Source organism: Vibrio sp. B181a, from assembly GCF_030248375.1.
Taxonomy (GTDB): Bacteria; Pseudomonadota; Gammaproteobacteria; order Enterobacterales; family Vibrionaceae; genus Vibrio; species Vibrio campbellii.
On the sequence record NZ_JAHGAD010000005.1, the window covers coordinates 19,357 to 38,647 of the forward strand.

The following is a 19,291-nucleotide window of genomic DNA, read 5'->3' on the forward strand; positions in this document are numbered from 1 at the left end:
CTTTGAGAGGAAGCCCGGTCTATTAAAGTACCACTGCTTTTTCTTAGAAGAATCTAAGAGAGCCCCAAGACCGGTATTGGTCTTGGGGCTTTTTTCTATCTGTCGTTTGAGCGATGATCATTCTTACTTTGTTTGTTGCGACGACGCTGCCACGGCAAAATCACGAAGCGCATCCAAAGGTGTAAAAACAGCAAACCATTAAATGCAAATCCGGCAAAGATCAGCGCGATCGACTCTATGCTTTGCGGATCATCTTTAAACGCAAACCACCACACGATCCAACATAAGACGGAAAGTACCGTCAGTTGATCCATGCATCGTTGGCAACGCCCAATTTTTTTCCAAAACCAATGTTCTTTACAGCTACGGCAAGCCATCGCTTTATCCATACTATCTATTTGTTCTGATTATAACCTTAACTCAAGTTCGAGAGTGCTTTTGCTCCTCTCTCCGAGCGAGTACATCTCACCAAAAATGGAAAGTTAGCTTGGTAAAAAATGTGTAGCACGTTATTGGTGTATGGTGCGCTGTCAGCCAGACAATAGGAAAAGAATAATGTCGACAGAACTTAAAGTAGCACTAGGCCTTGCTGGTGGTTTCTTCACAATTGGCTTTACCGCTATTGTGCTTGTTAGCCGTTACGCAATGATGACTGCATAATCGCCACTCTATTGATTCTTGAATTGATAAAGCTGGAATAAGAAAGCCTCGTGTAAACGAGGCTTTTTGTTTATTGGCGGGAGGTAAAGCGTGAGCCTTAGCAACCAGGACCACAATCAAGACAGTGTTTGATCATCTCTGGACCTAAGTGAAGCTTCACATTCAAATCTCGTAGTGCGGTACGAACGCCTTCTTCAATCACTGGGTGATAAAACGGCATATCCAACATCTCAGAAACCGTCATCTTATTCTGATGTGCCCAAGCGAGTAGGTGTGCTAAATGCTCGGCATTTGGTCCCATCATTTCAGCTCCCAAGAAGCGGCCAGTGCCTTGCTCTCCGTAGACATGTAACATGCCTTTGTTACGAAGCATCACGCGTGAGCGGCCTTGGTTTTCAAATGAGACTTCACCCGTTGCGAAGCAGCCACAGGTGCCTAAACGCGTCTCTAGTTGCTTGAAGGTCTCTCCTACCATCGCAATCTGTGGGTCTGAGAAAACGGCAGAGATCGATGAGCGACGTAGACCTGCACGAATATCAGGGAAACGACCTGCGTTGTCACCGGCAATACGACCTTGGTCTGCCGCTTCGTGTAGCAATGGAATTTGGTTACTTGCATCACCTGCGATGAAGATGCTCTCTACCGAGGTTTGCAACGTGTAATGATCCGCCGTTGGTACGCCGCGCTCATCCAGTGCCACATTGGTGTTTTCAATCGACAACTTGTCGACATTCGGGCGACGACCAGTTGCTGCCAATACGTAATCAACAATAAAGGTTTCTAGTTCACCATCGTGGTTGATGAACTTGATTTCAACTTTATCCTCTTCGCTGTTGTCTGATGAAGCAATGCGTTTCATGCTTTCGACTTTTACATCGGCATCAAGGTAAAACTCTTCTTTGAAGGCTTTATCGGCGTAGGCCATCACTTCAGGATCGGTCAATGGTCCTACTTGACCACCAAGACCAAATAGCTTCACATTCACGCCTAAACGATGCAGCGCTTGACCCAATTCAAGGCCAATCACACCAGGGCCAAATACGGCAACAGATTCTGGCAAGTCATCCCAATCGAATACATCATCGTTAATTACTAAGCGGTCGCCGAGTTCATTCCATACAGCAGGGTGTGCTGGACGCGAGCCTGTTGCGATCACAATACGTTTAGCTGTGATTTGAGTGTGGTCATCAACGATTAACGTGTTGTCGGTGGCAAACTTAGCATAACCCGACACTTTATCTTCAGCAGGGATCTCATCGACGCCTTCCAACACAAAGCCAACAAAGCGGTCACGTTCACGCTTTACTCGATCCATTACTTCACGACCGTTAATGTAAATCTCGCCTTGTGGGTGTACACCAAATCCCGGTGCTTTCTCGATCTGGTGTGCGCTTTCTGCTGCGGCGATTAATAGCTTCGATGGCATGCATCCGACACGAGCACATGTTGTGCCGTAAGGACCACCTTCAATCATCACAACACTGTCTGTGTGTGCTTTTGCTGCGCGGTAGGCGCCAAGACCTGCAGTACCACCACCAATAATTGCTACGTCGACATTTAACTGTTTCATAATGGATTCTCGTTTTTCCCAAACGCAGTTGAAGTTACTAAGTTTGGGTGAGTGAATTTGAGTTCATTAATCTTGATAACTGGTCGAACGGTGAAGACAACCAGTTATCAAGACTAAGCATAGGAAGTGATTGAGAGGGATGGTCTCCCGGGCGAGGGATGCTCCGGGAGACCTAGGGCTGAGTTCTGGACAGCGAGATTGCCAACCCAAGCCCATTAGGCAAACTATTAACCTAGGTACGCTTCTAGCTCTTCGCTACCGCCGATGTGTTTACCACCGATGAAGACTTGAGGAACCGTTGTGCGACCAGAGATTGCACGTAGGCTGACTGTTGTTGCGTCTTTACCCAGAATCACTTCTTCATATTGAAGACCGTGGTCAATCAGGTTTTGTTTCGCCTTCATGCAGAAAGGACAACCTGGTTTGGTGAACACTGTGATCGATTCTTGAGTTTTGTACTCAGGAGCAACGTAGTTCATCATCGTGTCTGCGTCAGAAACTTTGAACGGGTCGCCTGGCTCGTTTGGTTCGATAAACATTTTCTCAACCACGCCGTTTTTCACTAGCATGCTGTAACGCCATGAACGCTTACCAAAGCCGATGTCATTTTTGTCCACTAGCATACCCATGCCGTCTGTGAACTCACCGTTACCATCTGGAATGAAGGTGATGTTTTCTGCTTCTTGGTCAGCTTTCCATGCGTTCATTACAAACGTATCGTTCACTGACACACATAGAATTTCATCCACGCCGTGTTCTTTAAATACTGAGAACAACTCGTTGTAACGAGGTAGGTGGCTCGACGAACACGTCGGAGTAAACGCACCTGGCAAGCTGAATACGATAACCGTTCTGTCTTTAAACAGCTCATCCGTGGTTACGTTCACCCATGCGTCACCTTTACGAGTCGGAAAAGTAACTTGTGGTACAGCTTGACCTTCTTTTGATGCAAACATGATGATTTCCTTTTTAAATTTATGAAATAATTCGTTTTCGAGCTTAGCGTTATTTGTCGCTCAGTTTCGTTTTGTTGAGCTTATTATTGAAAAAAAACTTTGATAGCTCTAATCGTTTAATGCTATGGTTTTGATAGATTATTTCTATCGCCAAACAAGAAGCGAATCGTACGTATGAATATCCGAGATTTTGAGTACTTGGTGGCGCTTGCGGAGCACAAGCATTTTCGAAAAGCAGCGGAAGCCTGTTTTGTTAGCCAACCAACTTTGAGTGGCCAGATTCGTAAACTAGAAGATGAACTGGGCACGGCATTACTAGAAAGAAGCAGCCGTCGAGTGCTGTTTACCGATTCTGGTTTGCAGTTGGTAGAGCAAGCAAAACGCATCTTAAGTGAAGTAAAAACCTTCAAAGATATGGCGAGTGGCCAAAGTGGTGCCATGACGGGACCAATGCATATTGGCTTTATCCCGACCGTTGGGCCTTACTTGCTGCCTAAGATCGTTCCTCGATTAAAAGAAGAGTTTCCTGAATTGGAACTGTTTCTGCATGAGGCTCAAACCCACCAATTGGTTCGTCAGCTAGAAGAGGGCAAACTAGATTGCCTAGTATTAGCCTCTGTTGACGAGACTGCGCCTTTCAAAGAGATTGAAGTCTACAATGAGCCGTTGAGTGTTGCTGTACCTTGTGACCATGAATGGGCAGGATTGGATCATATCGACATGCTGGATCTTAATGGTCGAACCGTATTGGCGTTAGGTGATGGCCATTGTTTGCGTGACCAAGCTCTGGGGTTCTGCTTTGCTGCTGGAGCCAAAGACGACGAGCGTTTCAAAGCGACCAGTCTAGAGACGCTGCGTAACATGGTAGCTGCTGGCGCTGGTATTACGTTGCTGCCAGAGTTATCTGTGCCGCATGAGAAGAAAAAAGATGGCGTATGTTACGTTCCAGCTGTGAACCCTACGCCTTCTCGCAGTATTGTTTTAGTTTACCGTCCCGGTTCACCACTGCGTGCTCGCTTCGAAGCGTTGGCTTCGACAATTAAAAGTATTCTGGAAGCGAAACAAAACTCTATTGCAGCTTAAGTCTCTGCTTAAATCAGATAATCCAGATAAACAAAAAGGGAGCTCAATGGCTCCCTTTTTCATATCGTTAGTTCGGTACTAGAACAGCTCTTCTGAGCCACCGCCACCAGAGTAGATACTGTCTTCTAGACTGTTACCGACGTACTCAGTTGGCTCTGTACCTTTCTCGAAGTATTCGAACATTGATGAGCCATCGACTTTGTGCGTCAATAGGCCGCTATCACGGTCGATACGTACACGAACGATATCATCTGGAATGTTCTTGCTCTGCTGTGGTTTACCTTCTAAAGCAGCATGCATGAAGTCAATCCAAGCTGGCTCAGCCGTCTTAGCACCTGATTCTGCACCAGAGATCTGGCCTTTACCAAGGTTGCTGTTCACTGTTGTGCGGCCAAGCGTACGAGAGTGGTCATCGAAACCAACCCATGCGATAGCCACGATGCCAGGGCCGTAACCGTTGTACCAAGTATCTTTTGAGTCGTTGGTTGTACCGGTTTTACCGCCGATATCGCGACGTTCAAGTTTCTGTGCACGCCAGCCAGTACCGTTCCAACCTGTGCCATCACGCCAGCTACCGCCACCCCAGATGTTGCTGTACATCATTTCACGCATCAGAAACGCGTTTTGCGCTGAGATAACTTGTTTCGCGTATTGCGGAGTATCGTTTTCTAGCGCGTTGTCTGGAGCGATGTTTTCCGGCGTTACGTCTTGTTCACCAAATTCTGCAGCAAACTTATCTTCAGCTGGAACGTGCTGTTCCATTTGAGGGCAATCGTGCTGACAGATCACTTTCGGGTTTGCTTTAAACAGCACTTCACCGAATGAGTCTTCTACATGGTCAATATAGAACGGTTCTACATAGTAACCGCCGTTGGCAAATACAGAGTAACCCTGTGCCACTTTCATTGGCGTTAAGCTACCTGCACCAAGCGCGATGGTCTCTGAACGTGGCACTTCGTCAATATCAAAGCCAAAACGCGTTAGATATTCACGAGTCTCGTCCAAACCAACTTCACGAAGAGTACGCACTGCCATTACGTTTTTAGACTGTGCTAGACCGATACGCAGACGAGTAGGGCCCACGTATGTTGGTGGTGAGTTCTTTGGACGCCATGCAGAACCAGAACCTGCATCCCATTTGTTGATTGGCGCATCGTTCACTAGAGAAGCAAGAGTGAGACCTTTGTTTATTGCCGCTGAGTAGATGAAAGGTTTGATACTTGAACCTACTTGGCGCACTGACATAGTCGCACGGTTAAACTTGCTGTGAACAAAGTTAAAGCCACCAACCAGAGAAAGCACAGCACCGTTTTCCGGATTCATTGCCACAAATGCAGTGTTTGCACTTGGTACTTGGCTTAGCTTCCAGCTGTTGATGGTGTTGCCGTCTTTGTCGGTTGTGCTGATTTCACGAACCCAAATTTGTTGGCCTGATTCCAAAATCTGTTTAGCTGACTTTGGTACGGCGCCTTGGCGTTCATCCGTCAGGTACTTACGAGCCCAGTTCATGCCAGTCCATGCGATTGTTTGTTCATCGTTGTTCTTGACCCAAACTTGCGCTGTTTTGTCATCGACTTTCGTCACGACCGCTGGGTAAAGTTGTCCGTAAGTTGGTTGCTTCTTCAGATGTTTTTCAATCTGCTCTGTATCCCAAGCGGTTTCACCTTGTTTCCACAATACTTTCTCAGCACCGCGGTAGCCATGACGCTCGTCGTAAGCAAGGATGTTATTGATCGCCGCTTTGTTTGCTGCGTCTTGCAGTTTTGAATCTACTGTCATGTAGATGTTTAAACCAGAGGTATAGGCTTTTTCTGCACCGTACTCTTTCACTGCCCATGAGCGTGCAAGCTCTGCAACGTATGGGGCAGAAAGCTCAATCTCAGCACTGTGGTAGCGAGCAACAATTGGCTCAGCACGTGCTTCATCGTATTGCTCTTGAGTGATGTATTTCTCATCCAACATACGCATCAGAACGACATTACGACGGTTTGTCGCGCGCTCTAGGGAGTAAATTGGGTTCATTGTCGATGGCGCTTTTGGCATACCAGCAAGCGTTGCGATTTCACTTAGCGTGAGTTCATTTAGGCTCTTACCAAAATAAACCTGAGCTGCGGCACCGAAACCGTATGAGCGGTAACCAAGGAAGATCTTGTTAACGTACAGTTCCATGATCTCTTGCTTCGTCAAAAGCTGCTCAATGTGAATCGCAATGAAGATCTCTTTCACTTTACGCATGATCTTCTTCTCGTTGGATAGGAAGAAGTTACGCGCTAGCTGCTGAGTAATGGTACTCGCACCTTGCTTTGCAGAACCAGATAATGCAACGACGACTGCCGCACGTGTAATACCGATTGGGTCGATACCTGGGTGCTCGTAAAATCGGCTATCTTCGGTCGCGATCAGCGCATGAATTAAATCTTGCGGAATTTCGTCGTAAGTAACAGGAATTCGGCGTTTCTCACCAAACTGTGCGATCAGTTTCCCGTCTTGACTAAAAACCTGCATAGGTGTTTGTAATTCAACATCTTTTAAGGTTGCAACATCTGGCAATTCAGGCTTCACGTATTGATAGAAGCCAAAAATTGTGGTGACTCCAAGAATTATGCAAATCAATGTTAAAAATAATAAACGCTTTATGAACTTCACCGGAGAATCCCTGATTGGTTGAGGCTGTGTAACGGCAAACCCTTGTACTCTTAGGTCAAAAATTTAGCACATAAGAGATATTAACTCTTATTTGGATGCTAATAACAACCTTTGCACGAAGAAAATTCTCTGGGTGCTAACAACATCGGCACGCAAGAATTTCGGAGCGAGAGTAGAGATGGATAAGCTATTAGTTACGGGCATAGATATTGGCCATAACAGCCTCAAAGCCGTGGTACTTAAACCCAATGGCAACAGTTACGCACTACTGGGTTACAAAGAAATAATACTTAAGGAAGGTATTGTCGCTGAAAATAACACCATAAATCATCAAGAAATTGTAAAGACCCTTAAAGAGATGAAAAAAGAGCTACCTTTTCGGGCTCGAAAGGTCGCAATTTCAGTTCCAGATAATGCTGTGATCAGTAAAAAGCTGCAGATAGAGCAGAACTTAGAAGAGAGTGAAAAGGAGTTTGCTGTTGTGCAAGCCTTCTCACATCAATCTCCATTCCCTGTGGAAGAGCTGAGTCTTGACTTCATCAAGGTTGATACGGATGAGCAGATGCGAGGCACTGACAGTTATCAGGTCTTCGCGACTCGTAAAGACGTGGTAGAAACCCGAGTTGAGGCATTGCAGAAATCAGGCTTGAAACCAGTACTGGTGGACGTGCACTCACAAAGTCTTGGTCATATGTGGAAATTGGTTGCGGAACGTTTTCCTGAAAAGAACAAGTATTGTTTACTGGACATTGGTTCTTTGAACAGTTCTTTCACTATGTTCACCGAACAAGGTGAATTGTTTCATAAAGAATTTCCCTGCGGTACTCGCACTACGGGCAGTTTGTTTCAACAAGATCCATTAGCAGACGATGCACAAGTGGCAACGGAGCAATTTAATCGACAAATCGTTGAGCGTGTTAAACGTCAGATGCAGCTCTATACCTCAATTAATGGAAGCCAAGATATCAAAGGCGTTTGGCTTTCGGGAGAGGGCGCTGCAACACCTATGTTGGCCGAGGAGCTGTCTAGCCAGTTGGCACTAGAGTGTGAACTGCTTAATCCACTTGGTTTGTTTGAAATGAAGGTGTCTAAACGCAAACGTCGTGCCGCGGATTGGCAACACTTCACTGCTGCAGCCGGACTGGCTGTACGTGGTATTCAGTGGCTAGGAGGTGACAATGCTGTATCACATTAACCTTCTTGCCTGGCGTGAAAACCAACGTGAAGAGCATCGTCGTCGTTTTATTGGCTTGATTTTACTCGGGGCGATCGCTGCTCTGGGCGTGCAATGGGGGATCGGTAAGTACTACCAATACCAACAAGATCAGCAGCAACAGCGCTTGGATTATCTCGCTCACTATATCTCTCAACTCGATAAACGTATTGAAGCCATGAAGATAGCAGAGCAAGAGCACAGCAAAATTCTAGAGCGCTTAAAGACCGTTGAGGGGTTGCAAAATGGGCGCAATAAAACCACTGAGTTTATGAACATGATGCCCTCAGTGATCCCTGAAGGCGTCTATGTCGATAAGATCAAAATGAACGACTACGAGATTGAGATCTCGGGTATTTCTGATAGTACCTCTCGTCTTGCCACCATGCTCGATAATATGGAGCGTTCTGCCAAGCTTCTGGATGTTGATATGCACTCCATTGTCCATGGTAAAGCGCGCTTTGGTAAAGAGTTCCAGACATTCAAAGTCTCCTTTATGTTTAAAGATGCCTCTATAAAAGGAGGTAAGCAGCATGGTTAATTGGCAAGACCTAGAAATGGATGAAATCGCTGAATGGCCGCTGGTGCCTCAGTTGGTAGCGATTCTTCTTATGGTAGTGTTGATTCAAGGTTTTGGTTACTGGTTTTATTTGAAGCCAGAGGAAGCTCGCCTTAATACCTTGATCCAAGAAGAGCAGACTTTAAAAGTCGCGCTGAGGATCAAAGCCAATAAAGTCGCTGCACTGCCGCAGCTTCAGTCACAACTTGATGAACTGACCACCCGCTATGAACTGCTTTTGCAACAACTGCCTGCACAGAAAGAATTGGCGACCATGCTAGCGTCGGTTAATGAACTCGGCATCGATAACAAGCTGACATTTACGCGTATTGATTGGGGAGATAAAGAGTCAGAGCACTTCCTTTACCGTTTGCCGCTCAATATTGAGCTAACGGGTGACTTCCATGACATCGGTCGCTTTTCACAGGCCATCGCCACCTTACCACGCATCATCACATTTCAAGATGTAACTTGGCAGCGAGTCAGTCAAGAGAGTGAAACCTTGCACTTCCGTGTAAGAGCAAACACTTACCAATTCAAACCAGAGGAAAAAAAAGATGCGAAATAAATCTTTGCTGATGGTGTGTATGGTGAGTCTGCTGAGTGGTTGCCAAGCCAATGATGAATCACTAACCGACTTTATTCGCGGTGTAGAAAACCAAGCACGCCGTGATGTCGCCAAACTCCAGCCGACTGAAGAATATGTAGTGGTGAGTTACGAGCCTGAAATTTTGCGTGCCCCTTTTGAACTGCCAAAAGAGGCCACCATCGCAACTCAACCTGTTGCGAGGCAAGACTGTTGGCAACCGCCGTCAAGAAAGCGCACAGGCAAACTGGAACGTTTCCCACTCAACCAACTTCGCCTTAAGGGTGTGATGGGAATGGGCAGCAGCGTCTCGGGTTTGGTTCAAGCACCGAATGGCACAGTTTACAAAGTGAAGCCAGGTCAATACCTCGGACGTAACAATGGCAAGGTAACCCACGTATCCCACAGCTATTTATTGATTAATGAAACCTTGCCAGACGGTTTAGGTTGTTGGCAAAAGCGCAAAGTGAAGTTGGCGTTGAGATAGGCATAGCGGCATTTATTTTTGATATTGAGTAATGATGAAAATGAGACACGGATTAACACTGACACCAAGGAAGCTAACAGGGCTCTTCTCTTTATGGTTCTTTCTACTTTTAGCCCCTTTCGTTGCAGCAGAAGAAGTACAGTCTAACTCGCTTAAGAGCATCGACTTCCGTACGAACAAAGACAAAGACGCCGTGATTGTGGTTGAGCTCGCATCACCCGCTGCGATTGTTGATATTAAACGCGTACAAGAAGGCTTGAGTATCGACTTACTCAACACCTCCGTTAAAGATGACCAGCTTTACCTACTTGATGTGAAAGATTTCTCGACAGTTGTCGAGAGCGTTGAGGTATTCCGCGATACTTCTACAACACGTCTGGTGGCTTATATAGATGAGGACTATTCTCACGACTACCGTCTTACTGGTCGTTATTTAGAGGTAAAGGTTGGCAAGCTTAAAGCCAACGAAAAAGCGCCGGATAAAAGCATTTTGGAAAAAGAAGGCAAGCTAATTTCGATTAACTTCCAAGACATTCCTGTGCGAAACGTGTTGCAACTTATCGCCGACTATAACCAATTTAACTTGGTCGTCTCTGACTCGGTTGAGGGTAACTTGACCTTGCGTTTGGATGGTGTGCCTTGGCAGCAAGTACTCGACATTATCTTGCAAGTGAAAGGGTTAGATAAGCGTGTTGATGGCAATGTCATTCTCGTTGCACCAAAAGATGAATTGGATCTGCGCGAGAAGCAGCAACTCGAAAAGCAAAAGCTAGAGAAAGAGATCGGTGAGCTTTCATCAGAGATCATCAAGGTGAACTTCGCTAAAGCGTCAGACATTGCTGAGATGATCAATGGGGAGGGCAACATCAGTATGCTTTCTGATCGAGGCAGCATGACCATTGATGAGCGAACAAACTCGTTATTGATTCGTGAGTTACCTGAGAATATTGAAGTGATTCGCGAGATCATAGAATCATTGGATATTCCTGTAAAACAGGTTCAGATTGAAGCACGTATTGTGACTATTAATGAAGGTAACATGGACGAACTTGGCGTTCGTTGGGGCTTCACTTCCATTAATGGCAGTCATACTGTGGGTGGTTCAATTGAGAATAACCTTGCGACAATCGGCCTGTACGATGGCGGCGGTGATGGTGAAGGTGATGACGGTGGCAGCAGTGTGGGTATTGACGACTTTCTCAACGTTAACCTTGCTGCGACCAGTCCAAATGCGACCAGTATTGCCTTCCAAGTTGCGAAGTTAGGTTCGGATACCTTACTAGATTTGGAACTTTCGGCGCTGCAACAAGAATCGAAAGCAGAAATTATTTCCAGTCCACGTTTGATCACCACGAATAAGAAGCCAGCTTATATTGAGCAGGGTACCGAGATCCCTTACCTTGAATCTTCTTCCAGTGGTGCGACTTCTGTGACGTTCAAAAAAGCGGTATTGAGCTTGAAAGTGACGCCACAGATTACGCCTGACAACCGTTTGGTGTTGGATTTGAGCGTTACGCAAGACAGACCGGGCCAAGTGGTAAAAACAGGCACTGGTGAGGCGGTGGCGATCGATACGCAACGTATTGGTACACAAGTTTTAGTTAATAATGGCGAGACAGTCGTGTTGGGCGGTATTTTTCAACACAGCATTACAAACTCCGTCGATAAGGTGCCTTTATTAGGTGATTTGCCGCTGTTAGGTGCGCTTTTCCGTCGAAGTTACGAAAATGTCGGTAAAAGTGAACTACTGATTTTTGTTACACCTAAAGTTGTGATTCAGTAAGAATCGGTAGGCAAAAAAACGATTAGATCAAAAATAAAGTTGCATTAGTGGCACCATGCTTGGATAATTTCGGGTCTTATCACGAATTATCTGTGAGGAATTGGTGCCACAAGCCTTGTGAAACAGCAGTTTGGCTGTGTTTTCTTGTGGCGATCTTATTGAATTAACGTTGTAAATTACCGCTAAATATGGCTGAGAAACGTAATATTTTCCTTGTTGGCCCAATGGGCGCCGGCAAAAGTACAATTGGTAGACACCTAGCACAGCAACTGCATATGGAGTTCGTGGACTCTGATACAGTGATCGAAGAACGCACTGGTGCAGATATCGCTTGGGTTTTTGATGTTGAAGGTGAAGAAGGCTTCCGCAAACGCGAAGAAGCTGTACTTGAAGACCTAACTCAAGAGCAAGGCATCGTGCTAGCAACGGGCGGTGGCTCTGTTAAGAGCAAAGAAAACCGCAACCGTCTTTCAGCACGTGGTGTTGTTGTTTACCTAGAAACAACTATTGAAAAGCAACTTGCTCGCACAAACCGCGACAAGAAGCGTCCTCTACTTCAAACTGACAACCCTCGTGAAGTATTGGAAAGTTTGGCAGGCGAACGTAACCCTCTATACGAAGAAGTAGCGGATTACACAGTTCGTACTGACGATCAGAGTGCAAAAGTGGTAGCCAACCAGATCGTAAAAATGCTAGAAGAGAGATAAGCATTTATCTTTTTCAAATTGGAGCACACCGATGGAACGGATTACGGTCAATCTAGCAGAGCGTAGCTACCCAATCTCAATTGGCGCCGGGTTATTTGAAGACCCGGCGTACCTTTCTCAAATTCTTTCAAACAAAAATGCCAATCAGAAAGTCGTCGTGATCAGCAATGTCACGGTTGCTCCTCTGTACGCGGAAAAAATTCTTAGCCAGCTTGAACAACTCGGTTGTGATGCCTCATTACTTGAATTGCCTGATGGTGAGCAATACAAAAGCCTAGACACGTTTAATCAAGTCATGAACTTCCTGCTAGAGGGAAGCTACGCACGCGATGTAGTGATTATTGCATTGGGTGGTGGTGTGATTGGTGATCTCGTTGGGTTCGCGTCTGCATGTTACCAACGTGGTGTGGATTTCATCCAGATTCCAACCACATTGTTGTCTCAAGTGGATTCATCTGTTGGCGGCAAGACGGCAGTAAACCACCCGCTGGGCAAAAACATGATTGGTGCTTTCTACCAACCTAAAGCGGTTATCATCGATACCAACTGTCTATCGACGCTCCCAGAGCGTGAGTTTGCAGCGGGTATTGCTGAGGTGATCAAGTACGGCATTATTTACGATAGTGCTTTCTTCGATTGGTTAGAAGAGAATCTTGATCGTCTATACGCATTGGATGAAGAGGCACTGACTTACGCGATTGCACGTTGTTGTGAAATCAAAGCGGAAGTTGTGGCACAAGATGAGAAAGAGTCAGGCATTCGAGCACTGCTGAACTTGGGCCATACCTTTGGTCATGCGATTGAAGCTGAACTTGGTTATGGCAACTGGCTACACGGTGAAGCGGTATCTTCCGGTACAGTGATGGCGGCGAAAACCTCTCACTTACGTGGATTGATTTCGCAAGAGCAACTGGATCGCATCATCAATATTATGCGCCGCGCTAAACTGCCTGTGCATACGCCAGATACAATGAGCTTTGATGATTTCATGACGCACATGATGCGTGATAAGAAAGTCTTATCCGGTCAGCTGCGTTTAGTTCTGCCAACGGGCATCGGCAGTGCCGAAGTCATTGCAGACACACCGCAAGATATCATCAAACAAGCTATCGACTTCGGTCGTGACATTTAACCTTGTAATGGCGCCTATCGGCGTCATTCTTGTAGTTTATTAAGGTTATTTAGATGAGTTTCGCTCACGTTCTTGAATTGGATTCGCAAACCGAGCTTTTAGACAGATTAAGCTTGTTAACCAATTTTGGTTCTAACTTGATCGCAGTAAATGGCCAAACTGGGTACGGAAAGTCCTGGTTGGCACAGCGATATCTTGAACTCGGTGCAAGTAACAAAAACCAATGTTTGTTACTTTGTCATTCAAATCAAGATGATGTGCAGCGTCGTATGCTCATTTTGAGCCAGATTGTTTCTGATGCACTGTTCAATCAGCAAGATACGTTGCTTGATAGTTTGGATCGTATCTTAGGTAATGAAGCGTGTGATATCGCGATTGTGGTTGATGATGCGCACTTGTTGAGTGAAACACTGGTCTCAGAATTATGGATGCTGGTGCTAGCAGCACAAGCGAATCCAAAATGGAAAATCAACATCTTACTGTTTACTCAAAGTGGGCGTTTGGAATCGGTATTGTCGCGTATCAGCTACGGGCAAGAACTTAAGCCAGTTGAACTCGATATTGAGATGTTGTCAGAAGTTGAAGCGCGTCGTTTTTTTGAATCTTTGGTGATTCGATATGTCGACGATGAATCAGAAAAGCGCGTTCGAGATGCATTTAAGAAAGTCGACCCGGTTCCGGGGGACATCATGGCGTTAGGAGAGATGAAAGTGGAAAAAAGGATCATTATCCGCTCAATTGTAGGCTCACCCCTTAACATCGCATTGGTTGTATTGGTACTGTTATTGTTGGCCGCTGGTGGTTATTGGTGGATGTACAATCAGCCAAGCCCAGACGATAAAGCGCAGCAAATTACAGGTACGATTGAGCAAACTGCCATCCCAACCCTAACCGAGCCCGAAGTTCAAACCAGCGGTGCGGATTCTGCAATCAGTGACGCGTCAGATACGACGGAGCTTGCTGGTGCAACGGACGATTCAGATTCATTACCGCCGGCAGTGACCGAGGAAGTCGCAAGTGTTGGTACTGAAGATAAACAGCAGCGTGTCGTGATTGAGTCGGATGTGGTGGATGCCTTACTTGAGGGCAAACCTGAAGAAGCCAATACCGATGAAATCAAACAAGTGGTTGAAGAATCGGTTCCTCAAGCGCAAAGCAGCTCGAGTTCTTCGCTCATCAATGTTGTTCAGACAGGTGAACAGCCTGCTGAAGCTCAAGCTATGCCAACTAAACCAGTGGTGAAGTTCTCTTTTGCTCGTGAAGAGCTTAAGGCCTTATCGCCACGCGGCTATACGCTACAGCTCGGTGCGATGACTGCAATGGAAGATGTGCAAGCGTTTCTCGATAAATACGACTTAAACGGTAAGGTAAGAATTTACCCAACGGTGCGCAGCGGAACGGAATGGTACATCATCACTTACCAAGATTACCCAACCATTCAATTGGCTCGTGACGCAGTCGAAAGCTTACCAGATGCGCTTAAATCGCTGAGTCCTTGGGCAAAATCGTTAGGTCAGGTGCATCGTGAAATTGATCGCGTGAAATAATCCTGAGCTTCGTTGAAAAATATGTTACATTCCGCAGCCTTAATTTTTGGTCGATAGATAGAGCAGTAGATGAAAAAGCAACGAGCCTTTCTTAAGTGGGCAGGAGGAAAATACGGTCTGGTTGAAGATATCCAACGTCATTTGCCACCGGCTCGAAAGCTAGTTGAACCTTTTGTTGGTGCTGGCTCGGTTTTTCTTAATACCGACTACGACCACTATCTGCTGGCGGACATCAACCCCGACCTGATCAATCTCTACAACCTACTTAAAGAGCGTCCTGAGGAGTATATCTCTGAAGCAAAACGTTGGTTTGTTGCTGAGAACAATCGCAAAGAAGCTTACCTAGATATTCGCGCCGAGTTTAATAAAACTGATGACGTGATGTATCGCTCTTTAGCGTTCTTGTACATGAACCGTTTTGGCTTTAACGGCTTGTGTCGTTACAACAAAAAGGGCGGTTTTAACGTTCCTTTTGGTTCGTACAAAAAGCCTTACTTCCCTGAAGCTGAGCTAGAATTCTTTGCTGAAAAAGCGAAGAAGGCAACATTTGTCTGTGAAGGTTACCCAGAGACGTTCAGCCGAGCACGCAAAGGCAGCGTGGTTTACTGCGATCCACCTTACGCACCGTTGTCAAATACGGCGAACTTTACGTCTTATGCTGGTAACGGTTTCACGCTTGATGATCAAGCGGCATTGGCTGATATCGCAGAGAGAGCTGCAACTGAACGTGGCATTCCTGTTCTGATTTCAAACCACGACACCACACTAACGCGTCGCCTTTATCATGGCGCTGAACTGAATGTGGTGAAAGTGAAGCGAACCATCAGCCGCAATGGCAGTGGTCGTAATAAAGTTGATGAACTTCTTGCTCTGTTCCGTGCACCCGATACGGACAAATCTGACTCCTAGCTCTCACACTATTGTATCTAAATAGTGGATCTCCCCACTGGCTTCGGTAGAATTGCGCGCAACAAATTGTTTGCTGTTTGCTCGCCACTACTGAGGTCAGGTATGAAAGATTTTCTAATTGCTCCATCCATTTTATCAGCTGATTTTGCTCGTCTCGGTGAAGACGTAGAAAAAGTACTCGCAGCGGGTGCGGATGTGGTGCACTTCGACGTTATGGACAACCACTATGTACCAAACCTGACTTTTGGTGCGCCTGTGTGTAAAGCGCTACGTGATTACGGCATCACAGCGCCAATCGATGTTCACCTGATGGTGAAGCCTGTTGATCGCATCATCCCTGATTTCGCCAAAGCTGGCGCATCGATGATTACTTTCCACATTGAAGCATCTGAGCACGTTGACCGTACTCTTCAACTGATCAAAGAGCACGGCTGTAAAGCGGGTGTGGTTCTTAACCCAGCAACACCACTTGCACACCTTGAATTCATCATGGACAAAGTTGACTTGATTCTACTGATGTCTGTAAACCCTGGTTTCGGTGGTCAATCATTCATTCCTCACACGTTAGATAAGCTACGTGCAGTGCGTAAGATGATCGACGAGTCTGGTCGCGATATCCGTCTAGAAATCGATGGTGGCGTGAAGGTAGATAACATCCGTGAAATCGCCGAAGCGGGTGCAGATATGTTTGTAGCGGGCTCTGCGATTTTCAGTGAACCAGATTACAAGCAAGTGATCGACAAAATGCGTGCTGAACTTGCAGAAGTAAAATAAGCGCGACAAACACGCCCTGAAACCAGCGCGATAACGCTATGATTTAAAAGGCTGCCACTTTGCTGGCAGCCTTTGTTGTTTCTGGCGCGAGGCTAGAAAAAATATCCATCGTGGTGTGCAAATAATCACTTGCCTATTTTGCGTCCTTTCTGTACTATTCGTGCTCCTTAAAACTCAGTCAATTTTCTTTAGTTCCTTGCTTCCTCTGGACGACTGAGCCATTTGTGGAAGCTGAATAATCCGTAAGGAGCAACCAATGCGTCATTACGAAATCGTATTCATGGTGCACCCAGATCAAAGCGAGCAAGTTGCTGGCATGATCGAGCGTTACACTGGTTCAATCACTGAAGCTGGCGGTAAAATCCACCGTCTAGAAGACTGGGGCCGTCGTCAACTGGCTTACCCAATCAACAAGCTTCACAAAGCTCACTACGTTCTAATGAACGTTGAAGCTGGTCAAGAAGTGATCGACGAACTAGAAACTGCTTTCCGTTTCAACGATGCAGTTCTACGTAACATGATCATGCGTACTAAAGCGGCTATCACTGAGCAATCTATCATGCTTAAGCAGAAAGAAGAGCGTGCAGAGCGTGCTCCTCGTCGCGAAGAGCGTGCTGAAGCTAAGCCAGAAGCAGCTGCTGAGTAATATTTCTTATGACCAATCGAATGGAGCTGAGTGGCACCATTGCCAAGCCGCCCATTCGTAGTAAAAGCCCTGGTGGCATTGAACACTGTCGGTTTTGGTTGGAGCATCGCTCTACTGTTATCGAAGCTGACCTACCTCGACAAGTTTATTGTCGAATGCCGGTAGTCGTCAGTGGGCTTGGGTCACAAGCATTAACTCAGAATTTAGTACAAGGCAGTAACATTAAGGTAGGTGGATTTGTCGCCTATCAGACCGGCCGAAATGGCGTTGGGAAATTAGTGTTACATGCCGACAACATTACTCAAATTTAAGATCAGGAGATAGCCCATGGCTCGTTTCTTCCGTCGTCGTAAATTCTGCCGTTTCACTGCAGAAGGCGTACAAGAGATTGATTACAAAGACGTAGCAACTCTTAAAAACTACATCACTGAAGCTGGTAAAATCGTTCCTAGCCGTATCACTGGTACAAGCGCTAAATACCAACGTCAACTAGCTCGCGCTATCAAGCGTTCACGCTACCTAGCTCTACTACCGTACACTGATAAGCATCAGTAATCGGTCGTTTTATTAAGAAAGAGGATTAAGCAATGCAAGTTATTCTACTTGATAAAATCGGTAACCTAGGTGGTCTTGGCGACACAGTAAACGTTAAATCTGGCTACGCTCGTAACTTCCTTATCCCTCAAGGTAAAGCAGTTATGGCGACTAAAGGCAACGTTGAAATGTTCGAAGCTCGTCGCGCTGAACTAGAAGCTAAAGTTGCTGAGCAACTAGCTGCTGCTGAAGCACGTGCTGAGAAAGTTAACGCTCTAGAAGCAGTTGTTCTTGCTTCTAAAGCTGGTGACGAAGGCAAACTATTCGGTTCTATCGGTACTCGTGACATCGCTGAAGCTATCACAGCTGCAGGCGTTGAAGTTGCTAAGAGCGAAGTTCGCCTTCCTGAAGGTGCTCTACGTAACACTGGTGAGTTCGAGATCAGCGTTCAACTTCACTCTGAAGTTTTCGCTACAATCAACCTACAAGTTGTTGCTGCTGAGTAATTCAGTACCAAGCGAAATAGTAAAAAGCACCTCCTCGGAGGTGCTTTTTTTATGTCTGAATATTATGAAAAGCGGGAGTTAGAAGGCAAACAAAAGGTTGACGGAAAACACACTATCCGCCTTGCTCAAGCCCTCTGGCACTTTATCGTGATATTGGCGAGAGTGCGCTAATTTAAGAGCAATGTCTTCGGTAATGTTGTTGGTAACACTCAGATCACTATCAACACGAGTGTTGCTTTTACCAGCTACCAAAGTGATATCGGCAGAGAGACTTAAGTTATCTAAAGCTTGCCATGTGGTGTTGATATTACCACGTACGATCCCTTCCTGAACGATGTCTGGAAAGATGATGTCATCGTCATCTATTTCATCTAAGTTTGGTTCCTGGTAACGAAAACCAGGGCCGATCTCCGCTTCCAAAATAAACTTTTCTGTATACGCGAACTGGTAACCCAGGCCGCCAGAAAGGGTGTAATCTTTAAAGTAAGCACTGTAGCGTGAATCAACCCCTTTAAAGCTGCCGTACAAGTAGGTTTTTGGGCCTAACTTATAGTCGCTTTGCGCGCTGTAGGTGGAAGAGCGCTTGTCTTCCTCCCCATCTTTATAAAGGTTGTAGTACTTCCATTCGCCGCTAGAACGGTGGCGACCAGAAGTGTATTCAGCACTCAGACGAGCATTCAGGGAACGAGAGTCCGTGTTACCTGTGTGAGCTTGATAGCCGAACTCGACCTCAGTTTGTAGAGGATCGGGCACTTCAATTTCTTGCTCTGGCTGTACTGATTCTTCAGCGTACGATGCTCCCGTGCAAAGTAAGCTAAAGCCAAGTAACCAGTATCGGGACACAAATACCTCGAACGTAATAAAAAAGGAGGGGCATGATACTGATACAGATGTTTTATTCGGTCAATGATAGGTTAATTTTTATTAGACCTAAGCTGAAGAACCTTATCATCAGGCCCGCTTTGCGCATTGAACTTTTCTCACTGTCTGTTT

Annotated in this window: 20 protein-coding genes; 15 read left to right on the plus strand and 5 right to left on the minus strand. The window is 45.9% G+C overall.

Annotated features, from left to right (window positions below):
- Positions 1–95: 95 nt before the first annotated feature.
- The 3 genes from KIO97_RS01510 to KIO97_RS01520 all read right to left on the minus strand — a co-directional run bounded on the left by KIO97_RS01510 (position 96) and on the right by KIO97_RS01520 (position 3,186).
- Positions 96–377 (minus strand): DUF3624 domain-containing protein, encoded by a 282-nt coding sequence (locus tag KIO97_RS01510; RefSeq protein WP_038889599.1) that lies wholly within the window; start codon positions 375–377, stop codon positions 96–98.
- Between the two features lie 380 nt (positions 378–757).
- Positions 758–2,230, minus strand: coding sequence for a dihydrolipoyl dehydrogenase (locus KIO97_RS01515; protein ID WP_285380631.1), 1,473 nt, complete (start codon positions 2,228–2,230; stop codon positions 758–760).
- Between the two features lie 227 nt (positions 2,231–2,457).
- Positions 2,458–3,186 (minus strand): redoxin family protein, encoded by a 729-nt coding sequence (locus KIO97_RS01520; protein ID WP_005432732.1) that lies wholly within the window; start codon positions 3,184–3,186, stop codon positions 2,458–2,460.
- 174 nt (positions 3,187–3,360) lie between these two features.
- Here KIO97_RS01520 and oxyR point away from each other — a divergent pair, with 174 nt between their 5' ends.
- A complete protein-coding gene (gene oxyR, locus KIO97_RS01525; RefSeq protein WP_005432705.1) occupies positions 3,361–4,269 on the plus strand; it encodes a DNA-binding transcriptional regulator OxyR in 909 nt (302 codons plus the stop codon).
- A 78-nt stretch (positions 4,270–4,347) separates the two neighbouring features.
- Here the strand turns inward: oxyR and KIO97_RS01530 are convergent, their stop codons facing one another.
- Entirely contained in the window at positions 4,348–6,915 is a 2,568-nt protein-coding gene (locus tag KIO97_RS01530; protein WP_162093614.1) for a PBP1A family penicillin-binding protein, read from the minus strand.
- Positions 6,916–7,093: 178 nt separating this feature from the next.
- Between KIO97_RS01530 and pilM the strand changes: the two genes are divergently transcribed.
- The 14 genes from pilM to rplI all read left to right on the plus strand — a co-directional run bounded on the left by pilM (position 7,094) and on the right by rplI (position 18,298).
- A complete protein-coding gene (pilM, locus tag KIO97_RS01535) occupies positions 7,094–8,110 on the plus strand; it encodes a type IV pilus biogenesis protein PilM (protein WP_005432712.1) in 1,017 nt (338 codons plus the stop codon).
- On the plus strand, positions 8,094–8,669 hold the full coding sequence (locus tag KIO97_RS01540; RefSeq protein WP_285380633.1) for a PilN domain-containing protein: 576 nt from the start codon (positions 8,094–8,096) through the stop codon (positions 8,667–8,669). Before pilM ends, KIO97_RS01540 begins: the two co-directional genes overlap by 17 nt.
- On the plus strand, positions 8,662–9,255 hold the full coding sequence (locus KIO97_RS01545) for a type 4a pilus biogenesis protein PilO (RefSeq protein WP_005432718.1): 594 nt from the start codon (positions 8,662–8,664) through the stop codon (positions 9,253–9,255). Before KIO97_RS01540 ends, KIO97_RS01545 begins: the two co-directional genes overlap by 8 nt.
- Positions 9,245–9,760, plus strand: coding sequence for a pilus assembly protein PilP (locus KIO97_RS01550; protein ID WP_005432702.1), 516 nt, complete (start codon positions 9,245–9,247; stop codon positions 9,758–9,760). The genes KIO97_RS01545 and KIO97_RS01550 overlap by 11 nt, the downstream gene beginning before the upstream one ends.
- A gap of 34 nt (positions 9,761–9,794) precedes the next feature.
- Positions 9,795–11,543, plus strand: coding sequence for a type IV pilus secretin PilQ (locus tag KIO97_RS01555; protein WP_045369316.1), 1,749 nt, complete (start codon positions 9,795–9,797; stop codon positions 11,541–11,543).
- A 188-nt stretch (positions 11,544–11,731) separates the two neighbouring features.
- Entirely contained in the window at positions 11,732–12,250 is a 519-nt protein-coding gene (gene aroK / locus KIO97_RS01560; RefSeq protein ID WP_010443904.1) for a shikimate kinase AroK, read from the plus strand.
- A 31-nt stretch (positions 12,251–12,281) separates the two neighbouring features.
- Entirely contained in the window at positions 12,282–13,382 is a 1,101-nt protein-coding gene (gene aroB / locus KIO97_RS01565; protein WP_045369312.1) for a 3-dehydroquinate synthase, read from the plus strand.
- A 53-nt stretch (positions 13,383–13,435) separates the two neighbouring features.
- Positions 13,436–14,929, plus strand: a complete 1,494-nt coding sequence (locus tag KIO97_RS01570) for an SPOR domain-containing protein (RefSeq protein WP_285380637.1) — start codon at positions 13,436–13,438, stop codon at positions 14,927–14,929.
- A 69-nt stretch (positions 14,930–14,998) separates the two neighbouring features.
- A complete protein-coding gene (locus tag KIO97_RS01575) occupies positions 14,999–15,838 on the plus strand; it encodes a Dam family site-specific DNA-(adenine-N6)-methyltransferase (protein ID WP_038889578.1) in 840 nt (279 codons plus the stop codon).
- Between the two features lie 102 nt (positions 15,839–15,940).
- Positions 15,941–16,612, plus strand: a complete 672-nt coding sequence (gene rpe, locus KIO97_RS01580) for a ribulose-phosphate 3-epimerase (protein ID WP_005532698.1) — start codon at positions 15,941–15,943, stop codon at positions 16,610–16,612.
- 256 nt (positions 16,613–16,868) lie between these two features.
- A complete protein-coding gene (rpsF, locus tag KIO97_RS01585) occupies positions 16,869–17,258 on the plus strand; it encodes a 30S ribosomal protein S6 (protein WP_005438446.1) in 390 nt (129 codons plus the stop codon).
- Positions 17,259–17,266: 8 nt separating this feature from the next.
- On the plus strand, positions 17,267–17,569 hold the full coding sequence (gene priB / locus KIO97_RS01590; RefSeq protein WP_038889577.1) for a primosomal replication protein N: 303 nt from the start codon (positions 17,267–17,269) through the stop codon (positions 17,567–17,569).
- 16 nt (positions 17,570–17,585) lie between these two features.
- Positions 17,586–17,813 (plus strand): 30S ribosomal protein S18, encoded by a 228-nt coding sequence (gene rpsR, locus KIO97_RS01595; RefSeq protein WP_000090472.1) that lies wholly within the window; start codon positions 17,586–17,588, stop codon positions 17,811–17,813.
- A 32-nt stretch (positions 17,814–17,845) separates the two neighbouring features.
- A complete protein-coding gene (rplI, locus tag KIO97_RS01600; RefSeq protein ID WP_005451518.1) occupies positions 17,846–18,298 on the plus strand; it encodes a 50S ribosomal protein L9 in 453 nt (150 codons plus the stop codon).
- A 78-nt stretch (positions 18,299–18,376) separates the two neighbouring features.
- On the opposite strand, the gene KIO97_RS01605 is transcribed toward rplI, so the two are convergent.
- Positions 18,377–19,141, minus strand: a complete 765-nt coding sequence (locus KIO97_RS01605; protein WP_005427267.1) for a DUF481 domain-containing protein — start codon at positions 19,139–19,141, stop codon at positions 18,377–18,379.
- Positions 19,142–19,291 lie beyond the last annotated feature (150 nt).